The sequence below is a fragment of the Glaciecola punicea genome (genome assembly GCF_001756615.1).
GTDB lineage: Bacteria > Pseudomonadota > Gammaproteobacteria > Enterobacterales > Alteromonadaceae > Glaciecola > Glaciecola punicea.
Window position 1 is genome coordinate 277761 of the sequence record NZ_LZXY01000002.1, and the last position, 17443, is coordinate 295203.

The 17443-nt window shown below is 43.8% G+C and carries 17 protein-coding genes; 2 read left to right on the top strand and 15 right to left on the bottom strand.

Translation table 11 applies throughout. The features are described from left to right. Position 1: 1 nt before the first annotated feature. The 10 genes from rpmC to rpsJ are packed head-to-tail and all read right to left on the bottom strand — an operon-like array spanning position 2 to position 4679. On the bottom strand, positions 2–193 hold the full coding sequence (gene rpmC, locus BAE46_RS03510; RefSeq protein WP_006002172.1) for a 50S ribosomal protein L29: 192 nt from the start codon (positions 191–193) through the stop codon (positions 2–4). Next, positions 193–606, bottom strand: a complete 414-nt coding sequence (rplP, locus tag BAE46_RS03515) for a 50S ribosomal protein L16 (protein WP_040519839.1) — start codon at positions 604–606, stop codon at positions 193–195. The genes rpmC and rplP overlap by 1 nt, the downstream gene beginning before the upstream one ends. A 2-nt stretch (positions 607–608) precedes the next feature. After that, positions 609–1313 carry a 30S ribosomal protein S3 gene (gene rpsC / locus BAE46_RS03520; RefSeq protein ID WP_006002174.1) on the bottom strand — a complete coding sequence of 235 codons (705 nt, stop codon included), beginning with the start codon at positions 1311–1313 and terminating at the stop codon, positions 609–611. A gap of 9 nt (positions 1314–1322) precedes the next feature. Next, complete coding sequence (rplV, locus tag BAE46_RS03525; protein ID WP_006002175.1) at positions 1323–1655, bottom strand: 50S ribosomal protein L22; 333 nt, start codon at positions 1653–1655, stop codon at positions 1323–1325. A 12-nt stretch (positions 1656–1667) separates the two neighbouring features. Next, positions 1668–1943, bottom strand: coding sequence for a 30S ribosomal protein S19 (gene rpsS, locus BAE46_RS03530; RefSeq protein WP_040519841.1), 276 nt, complete (start codon positions 1941–1943; stop codon positions 1668–1670). Positions 1944–1958: 15 nt separating this feature from the next. Next, a complete protein-coding gene (rplB, locus tag BAE46_RS03535; RefSeq protein ID WP_006002177.1) occupies positions 1959–2783 on the bottom strand; it encodes a 50S ribosomal protein L2 in 825 nt (274 codons plus the stop codon). An 11-nt stretch (positions 2784–2794) separates the two neighbouring features. Then, a complete protein-coding gene (gene rplW, locus BAE46_RS03540; protein WP_006002178.1) occupies positions 2795–3094 on the bottom strand; it encodes a 50S ribosomal protein L23 in 300 nt (99 codons plus the stop codon). Continuing rightward, entirely contained in the window at positions 3091–3696 is a 606-nt protein-coding gene (gene rplD, locus BAE46_RS03545; RefSeq protein ID WP_006002179.1) for a 50S ribosomal protein L4, read from the bottom strand. The genes rplW and rplD overlap by 4 nt, the downstream gene beginning before the upstream one ends. Before the next feature lie 14 nt (positions 3697–3710). Then, on the bottom strand, positions 3711–4349 hold the full coding sequence (gene rplC, locus BAE46_RS03550) for a 50S ribosomal protein L3 (protein ID WP_006002181.1): 639 nt from the start codon (positions 4347–4349) through the stop codon (positions 3711–3713). An 18-nt stretch (positions 4350–4367) separates the two neighbouring features. Continuing rightward, on the bottom strand, positions 4368–4679 hold the full coding sequence (rpsJ, locus tag BAE46_RS03555; RefSeq protein WP_006002183.1) for a 30S ribosomal protein S10: 312 nt from the start codon (positions 4677–4679) through the stop codon (positions 4368–4370). 573 nt (positions 4680–5252) lie between these two features. Between rpsJ and BAE46_RS03560 the strand changes: the two genes are divergently transcribed. Beyond that, the gene (locus BAE46_RS03560) at positions 5253–7481 is read left to right on the top strand and encodes a GspE/PulE family protein (protein ID WP_006002185.1); all 2229 of its coding nucleotides are present in this window, start codon (positions 5253–5255) and stop codon (positions 7479–7481) included. Between the two features lie 32 nt (positions 7482–7513). Here BAE46_RS03560 and BAE46_RS03565 read toward each other — a convergent pair whose 3' ends face one another. After that, positions 7514–8947 (bottom strand): helix-turn-helix domain-containing protein, encoded by a 1434-nt coding sequence (locus BAE46_RS03565; RefSeq protein ID WP_006002187.1) that lies wholly within the window; start codon positions 8945–8947, stop codon positions 7514–7516. A 209-nt stretch (positions 8948–9156) separates the two neighbouring features. Then, positions 9157–9732 (bottom strand): HAD family hydrolase, encoded by a 576-nt coding sequence (locus BAE46_RS03570; RefSeq protein WP_006002189.1) that lies wholly within the window; start codon positions 9730–9732, stop codon positions 9157–9159. A 291-nt stretch (positions 9733–10023) separates the two neighbouring features. Here BAE46_RS03570 and BAE46_RS03575 point away from each other — a divergent pair, with 291 nt between their 5' ends. Continuing rightward, the gene (locus BAE46_RS03575) at positions 10024–10311 is read left to right on the top strand and encodes a YebG family protein (RefSeq protein ID WP_006002190.1); all 288 of its coding nucleotides are present in this window, start codon (positions 10024–10026) and stop codon (positions 10309–10311) included. A gap of 119 nt (positions 10312–10430) precedes the next feature. On the opposite strand, the gene tldD is transcribed toward BAE46_RS03575, so the two are convergent. The 3 genes from tldD to rng form a co-directional block, all read right to left on the bottom strand. Beyond that, on the bottom strand, positions 10431–11876 hold the full coding sequence (gene tldD / locus BAE46_RS03580) for a metalloprotease TldD (protein WP_006002192.1): 1446 nt from the start codon (positions 11874–11876) through the stop codon (positions 10431–10433). A 182-nt stretch (positions 11877–12058) separates the two neighbouring features. Next, positions 12059–15964, bottom strand: a complete 3906-nt coding sequence (locus BAE46_RS03585; RefSeq protein ID WP_006002194.1) for a YhdP family protein — start codon at positions 15962–15964, stop codon at positions 12059–12061. A gap of 7 nt (positions 15965–15971) precedes the next feature. Then, a complete protein-coding gene (gene rng / locus BAE46_RS03590; RefSeq protein ID WP_070111766.1) occupies positions 15972–17438 on the bottom strand; it encodes a ribonuclease G in 1467 nt (488 codons plus the stop codon). Positions 17439–17443 lie beyond the last annotated feature (5 nt).

A 17443-nucleotide genomic window follows, 5' to 3' on the forward strand; every position in this document is an offset into this window, starting at 1 on the left:
CTTATTCTCCAGCTTTCTGAGTCAATATGGTTTTAACACGTGCAATACTACGACGTACTGTTTTGATTTGGGCAGTTTGTTCTAACTGACCGGTAGAGTTCTGCATACGTAAGTTAAACTGCTCGCGTAGCAAGCTAGTTAACTCAGTGTTTAGTTCTTCTACACTTTTTGCTCTCAGTTCTGTCGTATTCATTACATCACCGTCCGAGTTACAAAGGTGGTTTTAAATGGTAATTTAGACGCGGCCAAAGCAAACGCTTCACGAGCAATTTGTTCTGGTACACCTTCCATTTCATATAAAACACGACCTGGCTGAATTTGGCAAACCCAGTATTCAACGTTACCTTTACCTTTACCCTGACGCACTTCAAGAGGCTTCTGAGTAATGGGCTTATCAGGAAACACACGAATCCAGATTTTACCTTGACGCTTAACATGACGAGTCATGGCACGACGTGCAGCTTCAATTTGGCGAGCAGTCATGCGACCACGGCCAACTGATTTAAGGCCATAGGTGCCGAAACTTACTTTACCACCGGCAACAGCAAGTCCACGGTTACGACCTTTATGCATCTTACGAAATTTCGTACGCTTTGGTTGTAACATGATTAACCCTCTCGCTTAGGATTACGACCTTTCTTCTTCGGTGCAGATGGAGCTGGTTGCTCGTGTGTAAGTGGTAAACCACCTAGCACTTCACCTTTGAAGATCCAAACCTTAACACCAATGATTCCATAGGTAGTTAACGCTTCAGATGTGGCGTAATCAATATCTGCACGGAATGTATGCAATGGTACACGACCTTCACGATACCATTCAGCACGTGCGATTTCAGCACCACCTAAACGACCACTGACTTGAACCTTGATACCTAAAGCACCTAGACGCATTGCGTTTTGTACAGCGCGCTTCATAGCACGGCGAAACATAACACGACGCTCTAACTGGCTAGAGATTGAATCTCCTACTAGCTGTGCATCTAACTCAGGCTTCCGAACTTCGGCAATGTTCACTTGTGCTGGTACGCCAGCAAGCTTAGTGATGTGATTACGTAACTTTTCTACGTCTTCACCTTTTTTACCGATTACTACACCAGGGCGGGCAGTGTGTACAGTGACACGTATGCTTTTCGCTGGGCGCTCGATCACGATTTTTGAAAGTGATGCATTCTTAAGTTCTTTAGTCAGATACTGACGAACTTGATGGTCACTGTATAAATTGTCGGCATACTCTGCTGTATTAGCGTACCAGGTTGATGTCCATGGTTTGCTGATACCCAGGCGTATACCGGTAGGATGAACTTTCTGTCCCATTATCTACTCCTAGTTATCCGCTACAATCACGGTTATGTGACTGCTACGCTTAAAAATACGATCAGCACGGCCTTTCGCCCGTGGCTTAATACGCTTCATAGTTGGGCCTTCGTCAACGAAGATTTTAGACACTGATAAGTCATCAATGTCTGCGCCTTCGTTGTTTTCGGCATTCGCGATGGCAGACTCAAGAACCTTCTTGATTAAACCAGCGCTTTTCTTTGGGCTGTAAGTAAGCACTTCAAGCGCTTTCTCGACGTGTAACCCGCGGATTTGATCTGCTACCAAGCGTGCCTTTTGAGCCGACGTGCGAGCATGACGATGTTTAGCTAATGCTTCCATTTCTTACTCCTCTTATCGTTTGGCTTTCTTATCTGCGACATGGCCGCGATAAGTACGCGTTGGAGCAAATTCGCCCAACTTATGACCAACCATTTCGTCACTGACAAATACAGGAACGTGCTGGCGACCGTTATGGACTGCAATGGTTAACCCGATCATATCAGGGCTAATCATGGAACGACGAGACCAAGTCTTAATTGGTTTCTTGTCTTTCTTTTCCAATGCAGCTTCTACCTTCTTCAGCAAGTGCAGGTCAATGAAGGGACCTTTCTTGAGAGAACGTGGCATGGTGAATCCTCGCTTTTACTTGTTACGACGACGTACGATAAGTTTATCGGTACGCTTATTGCTTCGGGTTTTCTTACCTTTAGTAGGAACACCCCAAGGGCTTACTGGATGACGACCACCAGACGTACGACCTTCACCACCACCGTGTGGGTGGTCAACTGGGTTCATGGCTACACCACGAACAGTTGGGCGAACTCCGCGCCAGCGTGTTGCGCCAGCTTTACCTAGTGAACGAAGCATATGCTCAGAATTACCCACTTCACCGATTGTTGCACGGCAGTCAGACAAGACTCTACGCACTTCACCTGAGCGTAATCGTAAGGTCACATAAGAACCTTCACGCGCTAAGATTTGTGCATATGCACCAGCAGAACGTGCTATTTGAGCACCCTTGCCAGGCTTCATTTCGATCGCATGTACTGTTGTTCCAACAGGCATGTTACGCATAGGCATAGCATTACCGGCTTTAATAGGAGCATCAGCACCAGATTGAACTGCATCGCCTGCTTTAGCGCCTTTAGGCGAAAGCATATAACGACGCTCGCCGTCTGCGTAAAGCACTAGTGCGATATTTGCAGAACGGTTTGGATCATATTCTAAACGCTCAATTTTGGCTGGAATGCCGTCTTTGTTGCGTTTAAAGTCTATCACGCGGTAGTGATGCTTATGACCACCACCAATGTGACGTACTGTAATACGACCTGTATTGTTACGTCCACCAGACTTGCTGTTTTTTTCTAATAAAGGCGCGTAAGGCGCTCCTTTATGTAGATCAGGATTGATTACCTGAACAACATGACGACGACCAGCGGAAGTAGGTTTTGCTTTTAACAATGGCATGTCAAATCCCCTTATTCAGCGCCACCGACGAAGTCGATGTCTTGACCTTCTTTAAGCACAACATATGCTTTTTTCCAGTCGCTGCGTTTACCGAACGACTGACCGTGACGCTTAACTTTTCCTTTAACATTTAAAGTGCGTACGCCTTGAACTTCAACTTCGAAAAGTTTCTCAACGGCCGCTTTAATTTCAGCTTTCGTTGAATCAGGTAACACTTTAAATACAAAAGAATTGTTAGTCTCAGATGCCATAGTCGACTTTTCTGAAACATGAGGTGCTAGTAGCACTTTTAATAAACGTTGTTCGTTCATGCTAATGCCTCCTCAAGTTGCTTAACTGCGTCGGCTGTTATTAATACTTTTTCAAAAGCAATTAAACTAACAGGGTCGATACCTTGAACGTCACGAACGTCTACCTTGTAAAGATTGCGTGAGGCTAAGAACAAGTTCTCATCTACTTCGCTCGTTACAATTAACACGTCTTTAAGTTCTAGTTCATTAAGTTTGGCTATTAGTTCTTTAGTTTTTGGCGCATCTACACCAAACTTTTCAACTACTATCAACCGGTCTTGACGTACCAATTCAGATAGAATGCTCTTAAGCGCTCCACGGTACATCTTTTTGTTTACTTTTTGCTCGAAGTCACGAGGCTTAGCGGCGAATGCGCGACCACCACCAACCCAAATTGGGCTTCGGATAGTACCAGCACGTGCACGGCCAGTTCCTTTTTGACGCCATGGCTTTTTACCACCACCACGTACTTCAGCTCTTGTTTTTTGTGCTTTAGTACCTTGACGAGCACCCGCACCAAATGCAACAACCACTTGGTGAACTAGGGCTTCGTTAAATTCACGACCAAAAGTGGCGTCTGATACTTCAAGAGCGCCTTTGGCGTCTTTCAATGTTAATTCCATCAGTTCACTCCCAGTTACGCTTTGCCAGCTGGCAACACGATCACATCGCCGCCAGTAGCGCCAGGTACGGCACCTTTAATTAACAAAAGGTTGTTTTCAAGATCTACGCGTACAAGTTCTAAAGACTGAGTGGTGATACGCTTGTTACCAAGCTGACCGGCCATTTTCTTGCCTTTAAACACTTTACCAGGTGATTGGTTTTGACCAATTGAACCCGGTGCACGGTGAGACAGTGAGTTACCGTGTGTCATACGCTGAGAACTAAAGTTCCAACGTTTAATTACACCCGCAAAACCTTTACCTTTAGATGTGCCTGCTACATCGACTTTTTTAGTGTCGTTGAAGATTTCAACAGTTAATTCACTGCCTACTTCAATATCAGCACCCTCGTTATCTGCAAGACGAAATTCCCATAGTCCACGACCAGCTTCTACGCCCGCTTTAGCAAAATGACCTGCTGAAGCTTTGTTGACGCGATTTGCTTTCTTGGTACCAGCGGTAACTTGTAGTGCACGATAACCATCGGTGTCCTCAGTACGTAACTGAGTCACACGGTTCGGGGTCGCTTCGATAACAGTCACAGGAATAGAGACGCCATCTTCAGTGAAGATGCGTGTCATACCTACTTTACGACCGATAAGACCAATCGACATTGTTATTACCCTCTTCTATTAGCCTAGGCTGATTTGTACATCAACGCCCGCGGCTAAATCCAATCTCATCAAAGCATCAACTGTTTTATCAGTTGGTTCAATGATATCTACTAAACGTTTATGTGTGCGGATTTCGTACTGATCGCGCGCGTCTTTGTTTACGTGCGGAGAAACCAAAATAGTATAACGTTCCTTGCGGGTAGGTAATGGAATTGGTCCACTAACCTGGGCGCCTGTACGCTTAGCTGTTTCAACGATTTCCGCTGTAGACTGATCGATCAACTTGTGATCAAACGCTTTTAAACGAATACGAATTCTTTGATTTGGCATCGATTAAGCTCCAATCGAAAGAACAATAAAAATCATCTTTTCGTATCCCTTACTTCTCGGTAAAGAGAACTGGGAGAAAAGATGTGCGTAAACCAATGACCTCTTATTGAGGTCCTGTTCATGGGTAGTGTGTATACAAACTTGCAAGTACTTTATGCAAAACTTCGATTGCTAACTAGCAGTTACCTAAAGTAGCGACAAGCGCTGATTGACCTAGATAACCACCCACTACAATGTGCTAAAGACACGCAATTTAACTTAGTGCATCGATAACATTGGGCGCAAAGTATACAGCCTTATTGACTTTTGGCAAGTGAGAATATGAAAAAAATCACTTAGTTCTATTATTGAGGACCCGCAAACTCAAATTTTAAATATTAACGATAACCAGATAAAACCTATACAAGGGTCAGCTTTTATCTCGCATTAATAAAGGTATGCTAACTACTTATCCTAAACATAAAGCAAATACTGCATCAAGAAAAAGCACGCGTTAGCCGATAAACGTCTATATCAAATCTGTTTTAGCGCTTAACAGCACCCTTTTGTAGCATTAAGGAAATTTCTCAGTTTATGGTCGACAGTACGCAACATGCCACTATGCTTCAAACCTTGCACACTCAGTTGAATGAGTCACATAGCTTAATGGCGGCATATCAACGAATAGAACCCTTGATTTTGCGAGTTTTTAACGCTAAGCGCATGTCCTTATTTCAGCGCCGGCTGCAGCATCAAGACTTAGTAGCCCGTTTTAAAACGGGCGAAGAAACGCGCGAAATTAAAGTATCGATGAGTCCGCAGTCTATTGTCGGCTATGTTGCCATAGCGCAGCAAGCCCTCATCATTAACGATCCCTATAACGACGAGCTCCTAGAAAACATACATTCCAGACTACGCTTTGACGAAAAGTTTGATCAGAGCAGCCAATTTAAAACCAATAACATTCTGTGTATACCGGTAATGAACGCGGGTGTGTTAATGGGTGTTATGCAAATAATAAACACCGACAACAGCGCTGGGTTTAGTGACAGCGATCTTAGCTTGGCACTTGCAATAACTGACAAGCTTGGGGATAAGTTCCGATATGAACTTGGCGGCACTAGCAAGCCTTTTGATTACTTAGTGCATAAAAACTTAGTCAGCCGTAAGATTATAGAAGAGCTCAGTCAAGACTCAACCATGAAAGAGTCGGTGCAGCGCCTAATATCGGAACATCACGTTGCTGAGAAAGAGATTGGCACTGCAATAAGCGTGCATTATCAGGTACCGTTTATACCTTACTTTCCTGACAACTATCACTTATATCAAACCGACACTAAGCTCAACCTACCTTACTTGAAGCGTAATTACGTTGCCGTATTAGCCGATATGCGCGATGTACGCGATATGCCTATTGTGCTTATGTCAGAGCCTAACAACGCTTCGCTGCTAATGGAAATAGAAAGTGCATTAGGGATAGATAGTTATGAAATAGCGGTAGGTCTACCCAGTCAAATTTTACAATATTTAGGCGAAAACAGCAGCGGCGCAGGCCCTGGTGAAATGGATGAGATACTCGACGAAATAGGCATCACGGGCGATGACGACGACGGCAATGAAGACTTAGCAGAAGATGCACCAGCCGTTGTTAGGCTGGTGAGTCGAGTACTTCACGACGCAAAAAAACTAAACGCATCTGACATTCATATTGACCCAGAAAAGGGCGCAGCAACACGCGTCAGAATGCGGGTGGACGGCGTGATACGTGACTTCACGCAAGTACCGGCTTCGCATCATAGCGCGGTTATTGCGCGTATTAAAATTATGTCAAGTTTGAATATTGCCGAAAAACGGGTGCCACAAGACGGCAAATTAGCCTTTAAGATGTCTGGGCAAGCGGTAGAAGTGCGCGTTGCCACTATTCCTACTATTGCTGGAGAAGGCGCCGTCATGCGTATTTTGGCTGCAGGTAGCGCCATGCCTATAGGTAAAATGAACCTGTCGAAACGTAATCTTGATATGCTTGAAAACATGGTTAAAAAACCACACGGTATATTATTAGTGGTTGGGCCTACCGGCTGCGGTAAAACAACAACCTTACACGCAATATTAGGCTACTTAAATACGCCGAATAAGAAGATATGGACTGCTGAAGACCCAGTAGAAATAACCCAAGCCGGCCTGCAGCAGGTGCAAGTAAATCCTAAAATCGGCTTTACATTCGCCAATGCACTGCGCGCATTTTTACGTGCCGACCCTGACATTATTCTTATTGGTGAAATGCGCGACAAAGAAACAGCGCATGCAGGGATTGAAGCCTCGCTGACGGGTCACTTAGTGCTGTCGACCCTGCATACAAATTCGGCGCCAGAAACCATTGCGCGTTTATTGGATTTGGGCCTTGATCCTGTTAATTTCTCAGATGCCTGCGTGGGTATTCTAGCGCAACGTCTTATTAGAACCCTTTGCCCAGATTGCAAGAAGGAATATCCGGCCTCACAAAGCGATATGTCTTTTCTTAAACGTCAGTATGGCGATAAGTTCTATGCTGAGTTAGGCTTAGCCGATGAGATAATGCTGTATAAAGCAGCCGGATGTGGCAGCTGCGGTGATAGCGGATATAGAGGGCGAACCGGCGTTCACGAGCTGTTAGCGATGACTGACGATTTACGGGCCTTGGTCTATCAAGAGTCTGCAGCCAGTGAAATGAAAGCTCAAGCGATACTTGACGGCATGAGAACGCTGACCCAAGACGCTGTTTTAAAAATCCTCAAGGGCGACACCGATATTTCTCAGATAAAAATTCTAAGCGGTCACGATTAAGCCTATGTAAGGCATCAAACTTAGCCCACAGCCTAACTAGCCCCTTGCACCGTCATGTATTTAAGCAACATTGATGGTGCAAAGCCAAACTCAAGTTTAAAACACTGCGCAAAATAAGAAGGCGAGCTGAAGCCAGTATCAAGCGCGACATTCGTCACACTGTCACCATTTAACAGCAGGTTTGTTGCCTTGTGTAGCCGAAACTTTCTAAGCGTTTCAACAAAGCCTAAATGATAATGCTGGTGTAACCTTCTTGTCAGTGTTTTATCTGTCATTAACATTATGTTTGCGGCTTGGGGTTTATTAAAAGACTCCTCGCAATAATGGTCTAGCAAAAGTCGATTAAACTTTTTAATAAATCGGCTCGACGCAAGATCACCCACATCTTTTGATGGAGCAGCATAAGTATTATAAGTCGAAATACAATCTTCAACCTGCAGACTTATTTGTGAGTCACTGCTGCAATTTGTTGGTGCATCGTTTTTCTTTGCTTGCGAAAGTGGCGTTGAGGCGCATGAAATTGATGAGGCACTGTTAGGCGCTTGCAGTATTTCATCTTGATCAATCTCGCCTGCTTTGGTGCTTATATTAGTGGCAGTAGGTTTATCCAGAATCGGTAGTTTTAGTGTAATTTTGGTTAAAAACTGACGCGCACTCGTAACCTTTAATGAACCCCCTACTTTGCGAAGTAGGGATTGCATGCTAAGTAAGTTAATCGGGCCATAGAGCTGAGCATAAACTATCTGTGGGCATTGACTAATAGCATTAGCTGCGCTTGAGAGTGCATTGGTAATTGTGTCAGATATGCCAGCCCCATTGTCAGACACACTGACAGTAAATACCTTATCTTCTATAAAAGTGTTGATAAATACTGTTAAATTAGATTTATTATGGTTGTGCTTGAGAGCATTGCTGAGTAGTTCATGAATGGCCTTGCTAAACCAGATTGGGCAGACGCTAATATTTGTGTTGTTAACATCGTCAATATGATTGCTGAAATTGATAGTAACAGGCTTATCCGCTAGCCAGCTTAGCTGCTCAACGATAATGTTGGTGGGCAAACAAACCCAGCTTTCGCTGATGTAATAATGACTTAAGCTAACTTCATAACGACTATGGTCTTCAATAAGCGAATCTAGCACACACCGTGGTGTTATATTATTAGGTGCATTATGGCAAACAGACTTACACTGTTTTGCGCTGCGCAAAGATATGCAAGATTTGTGTGCAGTTAGATTGTCTAGACATAAAAAGCTATACCGCAAGCGCTTGGCAAATACCCCTAGTATAAAAGCCAGAATAGCGGTAACACTCATCATTAAGACGGAAGTGCCTAGACCAAAAAATACAAACTGTGGCAAAAATACTTCGTATTCGACGCCTGTGTCTGCTCGCGCAACACAGGGCGATATATAACATGTGCCGACTACGCATGACACGGCGCCATTCCTTAAAATAAATCTCATACTACATCCTTTTAATACTACTTCCTTTTAATACTACATCCATTGGGCATAAGGATATTAAGTGTTTGTATATTGACGCTTTACGATAATACCTTTTTAAATATTCTCCACTCAATGTATACAATCCACACTTATTGCACAATCAAAAATAGGTCGGCGACTGTCAATTTTCGGACGTTTAAATGTGTTGTTTGTGCTTGTAAGCTAGGTTAATCCTGCTGTGCAGCAATATAACGTAGATTCTTACCGTAGTCATATAAATGTTCATTGCTTTCTTGCTTATATAACCAAGCCTGCATATTAGCGTTGTGAGCGGCTTGAATATCATAAATGTAGTCGCCTATGTAGGCAATATCAGGCGGCGCGATTTGCCAGTTCTTGGCAATGCTGAGAAGGCCAGTAGGGTCGGGCTTCGCGGGTGCGTCATCTCGTGTGAGTACTATATCGATGGGAATATTGTTATTAGCAATTTTAATTTGTGTCGCTAGCTGGCAGTTACGAGTGACTATCGCTAGAGGCAGGCCCGTTGCCCTAGCCTGATTGACAAAGGTTAACGCGCCCGGCAGCCAGACAGAGGTATGCGCGTCTTGTATTTCATGGTCCAAAACTATTTGATTTGCACTAGCACGCTCTATGGGGCAATCAATGCGTGCGATATAGCTCAAAATATCATCTTCTTTAGTGCAACCAATCTCTGCTTTTAAGGTGACAAAATCCAAGCTGGTTTTGACTAAGGTATCGTCCAAATCAAAGATAATGGCCCTCACATTTGAAAAATTAAACATGCTGCTTATCCTTAGGCCTGAAAATTACTGACGTCGACCAATGCCAATTTAAATAAACTGTTTATTTATACAGTATAAAACGTTATATTAGTCAAGCAGGGTGGTTTTTAATCCAGTGTGAGCATAACATGCTTTGCTAATAGCGCTGTGAACAACTTTATACAGAACGCTTTTAGCTCAGAGTATTATTTACAAACGCTTAATAAGAAAACCTGATACGGTATTTAAACATTCATCAGGTAATTTAAGACCACAAATTTTTCAACAACTCATCAACCATTGGAGTGCAACATGGCAGTCATTACGCAATATGTAGTGCAACATAAGGGAGTCGACAAATTGGTCACCACCGACAAAAAAGAAGCCGATCAATACGATAAAATGCTAGAAGTCGCCGACAATCTTACCGCCTATATTCAAGCAAAAGGAGTAAAACTTAGCGAGGAACTCGCAGAAGAGTTAGGTATATTATTGGCAAAAAACAAAGAGTCAGTCAGCAAGATCTTTAAAGGCACTTCAGCAGACAGCTTGCTAGAGCAAGAAAACGCTGAAGTGATAGAGTTGAAAAAGGCAAAGTAATGTTTATTTTACCTAATTAGGCTTATAAGAAGGTCAGTACTTACCTTCAGTATCATGCTCTTTAAGCCTGTCACTCATAATGTCATCATCCGTAAGTATCGCTTAGCTGTTATACTCAGTTAAGCGGTCCCGCCTACCGTCATTTGATCTACTTTAAGGGTAGGTTGGCCCACACCAACAGGCACAGATTGACCATCCTTACCACATACGCCAACGCCCGCATCTAAGGCTAAGTCGTTCCCTATCATAGAAATCTTTTGCATCGACTCGGGGCCGTTACCAATCAGCGTTGCTCCCTTAATAGCGTGAGTAATTTTACCCTTTTCAATAAGGTAGGCTTCTGAGGTTGAAAACACGAATTTGCCCGAGGTAATATCTACTTGTCCACCACCAAAATTAGGCGCGTAAATACCTTTATCCACTGACCCAATAATGTCCTGTGGTGAATGTTCACCGCCCAGCATGTAGGTATTGGTCATACGCGGCATAGGCAGGTGCGCATATGATTCTCGACGCCCATTCCCCGTGGGCTTTACACCCATTAGGCCAGCATTGTGCTTGTCTTGCATATAACCAGTCAGTATGCCGTCTTCAATGAGTACGTTACGCTGAGTAGGCGTACCTTCATCGTCTATTGACAGTGAACCACGGCGGTCGTCCATAGTACCATCATCAATTACGGTTACGCCACGTGATGCTACTTGCTTGCCCATACGGCCACTGAAAGTAGATGCGCCTTTTCGATTAAAATCACCCTCTAGTCCATGCCCTACCGCTTCATGCAGCAGCACGCCAGGCCAACCACTGCCTAGTACGACCGGCATCGCGCCAGCAGGTGCTGCAATAGCGTTAAGGTTAACGCGCGCCATGTGTATCGCTTGATCAGCGATTTGCTCATACCGCAGTTGCCCCGATTCAATGGTTTGTTCAAAAAAATCATAGGTTCTGCGTCCGCCAGCACCAGAGCTTCCACGCTCTCGTTTTCCATCTTTTTCTAGCAACACTGAGCAATTTAAGCGAATAAGGGGACGAATGTCGGTAGCGAATGTGCCATCAGTAGCGGCGATTAATATCTCTTCGTACACGCCGGTTAAACTAACGCTAACTTGACTAGCCTCTGGTGCTTTAAGGCGAGTGTAACTGTCCACCCTTTTAAGTATGTCAACTTTGTCGGCGTCGGTCATTTTCAGCAGCGGATTACTGCTAGTATAAAGCGCCTTATTACTTGAGCTTGTGAACCCCGTTACCGATACTTTGCGACCACTTTTGGCAATGCTACGTGAGGCTTTACAGGCTTCTTGCAGCGCTTTTAGGCTAATTTCATCTGAATATGCGAAACCCGTTTGTTCGCCAGTAATAGCGCGTACACCAACGCCTCGTTCAATATTATAGCTGCCGTCTTTTATAATTCCATCTTCTAACACCCAGCTTTCATGCTGAGATAACTGAAAATATAGATCGGCAAAGTCAATTTTGTAATCTAGAATAAGGTCTAACAACTGCGTGAGGTTTTGTTGGTCAAGCCCAGATTGGCTTAATAAATTATCGACAACATTAGGATTCAATAGCGTATCTCTCTTTATGATGGAGCCCCATAGGGTTTTGCGAGCGCTTCATTGCATGTTTCATTACGTTCTTATAGCGATAATGCAGATGCTACTACAAAACACGCCATTTCGATACCGCAGTGCTTTAATAGACATAGCAAGTGGGTGTAAAAGTATTGAGTAGTCAACACCCCCCTTGTTCAGCCGCCTTGCTCTTGTAAGTCGGTCAGACCTTCGTTGGTAGGCGGTGCAAAAGGAGGCAAGTTGCCACTAGGAATAGCCTCTATTTTGGCCGGTAATTCAACCTCAGTGCTTTGTCTGCCCGTTTCAACCAATATCGGTTGAGAAATTGTGCCCGTTATTGAATAATTAATATTAGAAATAACTTTGGCAGATGTCAGCACTTGGTCAAGTGCTAACGCGGCTAGCGCTGTAGGTGGACTAACCGTAAAAAAATAAACCAGCACCGGCAGATTCCCCGTTACATTAGGCGCGAAACTAACATTGTAGTTGAGTACTTGGGTGGTTAAATTAGTGTTGCCATATATTTCAATTTCGCCTGCTGCGCCGTCTATGAAGGTGTCACGCGTGTCTGCTATGCCTTGGGCAATTTGAATGGAGCCTTTCATGTTGTCGTAAAAAAAACCTCTGGCAAAGACATCTCGAAAATCTAAGGACAGTTTCCTGACTAAGGAGTTTAAGCTCAACAAGGTAAAAATGCGCGAGCCTTGATCACTCAACTCGGTCAGTGAGCCATCGCTCAAGGACCAGTCAAGTTGACCATCAAGATTGGCAAAGGCAATATCCATCGGTGAATCTTTCCACGTCAATGCAAATGACATATTCGCAGAGGAGTCTTTAATACCGGCATCAAATCCAAGCTTACTTACAAATGCGCCGAAGTCCTTACTCGTGACATCGCCTGCGATAAAGGTGTAATGATCTTGATTGCGTTTGTACCACTGACCCGACGTGTTTACAGAGCCAAATTCATTGTTAAACTTAAGTGAGCTTATTTTCAACCCTTTGCTGTTAGGGGCCGCTGAAAAAGCTATTTCGCCAAAATTTATGCCCTTGATATCGCAGGCTTTGCAAGTAAAATTTATACGGGGCAAAGACTGTGGCTCAAGCTTGAACTGATCAATCACTGTGTCTTGTTCATCCAAACCTTCTACTTCAATTTCTTCATTTTTTATGCTCGCTTTTGCAATGCGAACATATTCGGCATCAACCACAAGACCTTTGTCATCACGATCATCGAATAAGCTAACGTTAGCCTTAAGCTCGTTGGCATCCACATCGAAAGACCATTGGTCTGTAAGGCGTCTTATATTTATATTCGCGTTGCTTAGTATCTCTCCTGCAACAATTAATTTGGCTGTATTAATGAAAATACGCTCAGGGACCCCTAGTAAATTTATTTTTTGAGGGTCAACACCACTCGTTAATGTGTTTATGAAGGGATACCAATCCTGCGCAATTATGCGATCTAGATTGGCAGTAATACTAAAGCCAAGGCCACGATTACCTTCGGGTACTGATCCTAAGGATAAATGTGCACGGTTAAACTGCTTTTCTTGATGTGCAAGTGCCCCGTCAAAATAAGCAATATCGCCCAGGCTAAGGGTAATGCTCGACGCTATACGATCTCCACTTGCGTTAAGTATTAAGGGTAAATTCCGTTGCGCTGTTTTAGCAAAGGGCTTAGGTAACTTTGCTTCAATGCCAACTAAGCTGCTGGTAAGCTTAGCGTCATAAGTGAAATTCTTTGCCATAAGATCAAGACCAAGATTGAATTGCCAATCGCTACGCCCATCGAATAAGGCGGCAAGCTCTGCATTTATGTTTTGAGCCAGCAGCGACGCCTGCCAGTTACCAGTCATATCAGCGCTGAGAGAATATTTGTCTTTTGATTGTTTTCCGCTAATATCAATGCTAACAGCTTGATCAAACAATGTTGCCTTCATGGCGTCAATACGGATGGTTTCGTTATCAAAACTTAACAGGCCTTTGGTATTATTAAAAGCAAGATTGATGGCGGGAATAGAAACCTTATTGTTGTCTAAATACACCTCTCCCTTCACGCGGGTTTTAGTCCCATCGTTTAAGGGGATATACAAGGCTAACTGTGTGCTTAGGTCGCCATCAACTAACACATCTTTGTGTAGCAGTTGACCTAAGCTCGCGGCAAGGGAGCTTTGCAACATAAGACTGGTAATATCGGCGCTGCTGGCCGCTCCGTCAGCAATAATCGTGAGCAGCGCATTGGCATCTAGCGCATCAATATTGGCCTGCAAGTTCGTTAAGGCGACTTTGTCTAATAATCCCCTTTGACCTTTCATGTTTAGGCTTTTATTTTCAAACAGTAAATCAATGTCTAGCTTAGTCAGTGCAGGCCAACCCTTGGAAAAAGAAAAGTCGGCTTGCTCTATTGCCACCGAACTTTGAAATACGCCGGAATTATCAGTAAATGGAAAGTTGGATAAGGCTCCATGCCAAATTATGTCGGCATCGTTTGCCTTACCCTTGCCCACAAAGGCATTTTGCAAAAAACGGCGCGTTCCATCGCCCATTAAGTGCTTAGGCAGCAAACCTGGTATTTTAGCAAGCGCAAAAGGCTCTACGTCAATCGCCAGCGATAAAAATTTATTGGCAGATGCGTACTGCGTGTTAACCAGCAGTGCTAATCCATCAACTAGCGCTGTACCGTCTTTTATGGCTAAGCTTATAGCGCCTTGGTCTTTGACTAGATTGATAAGCAAAGGTAGCTTAAGTGCTTTTACGGGCACCGACCGCGAAAAATAATACTGTGAAGCAAGCAAGGAATCCTGGCTACTAAGCGCTACTTTTCCGCTTTTACCTTGCCAAAAAATAGAGGCCTGTAAATTGTTAAAGCCCGGTAGCTTATTATACTCTTGCCAGTGCATATCTTGAATCTCGGCTTGTAAACTCAAGCCACTTTGATCAACTAAAGCACTCAGCTCAAACAGAGTAGCGTCGGCATCGGCCTTTACAAGTGTTTCGCCTAAAGCGCTAGAAAACAGACTCGTCAGCGGCAGTAAAGGTTTCAAAGACAGCGCTTGTTCTAAGCGAAAAACCGCGCCTTGCTGCGGTGAAAAGTGGCCATGTATGTCGCTTTTAAAATCATTGCCTTGAGTTTGAATATGCAAGTCAGCGATGGAAAAATCCCATTTTTCTTCATCTTTTATTCCAGCAAAACGCGCGTTAATGCTGTTGCTTAAAGTCGATTCTTTAGTGACCCATTCAAAGGTGGTGGGTAATATCTGTCCGTCAATTCTTTGTAATTCGCCATTTTTGATGTTGGCCCACACTTCCAAATTGCCTTTACTCGAGACCAGCTTACCTTCTAAGCCCGTAAATTCGTTTATCCATGAAGATAAGTTTATATCTTGAGCCTTGGCAAATAGTGTGCCGCTGTAGCTATCTACATTGCCATATAAATCGAGTATGAAACGTGCACTGTTGCTAGAAAAATCCTGCAAAGTAAATTCGCCCACGCCTTGATGCCGATTGTCTTGGTTAAGCCAAGACAATTTTGTAATATCAATGACTTGATTATTTTCTTGGCTTATGAGGCTTAAGCGGCTATTTGATACTTCAAAGCTACTTAACTGCTCAAGAAAAATGTTCTCAAGTGCCGCTATAATAGGAAAGTCTGAATTAGCCGTCTTCATGCGAGTGAGATCAATATCTAAGGCTAGTTCGTTGAGTGAAACCTTATTGCTTTGCACTTTACCAGACACAATAGACGCCCAAAAATCGACTTTTAAAAACACTTCTTCGATATTCAGGACCAAAGGGGATTGGTCACCATTTTTAATGCTGACATTGCGCAAAACGATGGCTGGACCGTCGTTTTGCCAACTAGCAAATAACTCGCCTATGGCTAGCTCTATTGAATATTCACGGCTAATGTAGTTTTCAAGGTATTCTTTATTATCGTTTAAAAAAGGCAGCGAATAGCGCAGCAAGCTCATAATTAAGGCAAGTAGCACCAGAGCAATGGCAAATAAGGTCCATAGCTTTTTTAGCATGAAGGTCGCGCCAGCGCCTAGTTTACTGCCCCAACTGGCTTTTGTTATCATTACATCATTACATCATTACAACGTCAAACTTGTCTTGATGGTAAAGCGGCTCGTTAAGTACCTTAATTTGTTTCCCAACAAATGCCTCCAGTTCGGCCAAAATATCTGACTCTTCTCCAAGCAAAGCTTCTGCCACAATTGCAGACGCATAAATCACAAATTTGTCAGCGCTGTAAGCCTTATTCACCCTGACTATTTCACGCGTAATTTCAAAACAAATAGTCTCTATGGTTTTTATACTGCCGCGCCCTTTGCAAGCGGGGCATTCACCGCATAGTAAATGTTCAAGAGACTCACGCGTGCGCTTGCGCGTCATTTCAATCAGTCCAAGCGCCGTGAAGCCGTAGATATTCGATTTAGCTCTGTCTTTTGCTATGCTAATTTCTAATGAATGTAAGACTCGCTTTTTGTGATCTGGTTCCATCATATCGATAAAATCGATGAGGATCATGCCGCCTAAATTACGCAATCGAAGCTGACGCGCAATCACCGACGTCGCCTCTATATTGGTGTTGAAAATAGTTTCTTCTAAGTTACGATGCCCTACAAAAGCCCCTGTATTTATGTCGATGGTGGTCATTGCTTCGGTTTGGTCTATAATTAAGTAGCCGCCCGATTTTAAGTCTACCCGCCGGCCTAAGGCACGCTGAAGCTCGTTTTCAACATCGTACAAATCAAATATTGGCAGGTCACCTTGATAGTATTCAAGCTTGTCGAACACCTCTGGCACATATTCTTTGGTAAATGTTCTAAGCTCAGTGTAAGTCAGTTTTGAGTCTACCCTTACCCGATCAATTTTTGACCCGACGAAGTCACGCAGTACACGCCGCGCTACGGGCAAATCCTCATATAGCATATGAATTTTAGTGCCGGGCTTGCGCGACTGAATTTTTTCCCATAAGGCGCGTAAAAAGCTTGCATCTTGAATTAGCTCTTGTGCCTCTGCGCCCTCTGCTGCGGTGCGCAATATAAAACCGCCGTTTTCGTCACACAAGCCTGACACTATAGCGCTTAATCGCTCTCTTTCTGCGCTGTCCTCGATTTTTTGGGAAATGCCCACGTGCGTCACCGACGGCATGAACACTAAATATCGTGACGGTATGGTAATATCGGTGGTGAGTCTTGCGCCTTTTGTACCGATTGGGTCTTTCACCACTTGCACAACAATGATTTGTCCCTCGCGCACCAGCATACGAATATCTTTTCTATCAAGTTGGGAAGCGTTCACCTCTTCGGCAAGTTCATCGTATACCGCAATGTCGGAGGCGTGTAAGAAAGCCGCTTTGTCTAAGCCTATATCGACAAAGGCTGCCTGCATGCCCGGCAACACTCTGATTACTTTGGCTTTATAGATGTTGCCAACTAAGCCTTTTTTCGTATGTCTTTCTATGTGAATTTCTTGCAGAATTGAATTTTCAATTAACGCAACGCGCGACTCGGAAGGGGTAACATTAATTAGTAGTTCTGCGCTCATGAGAT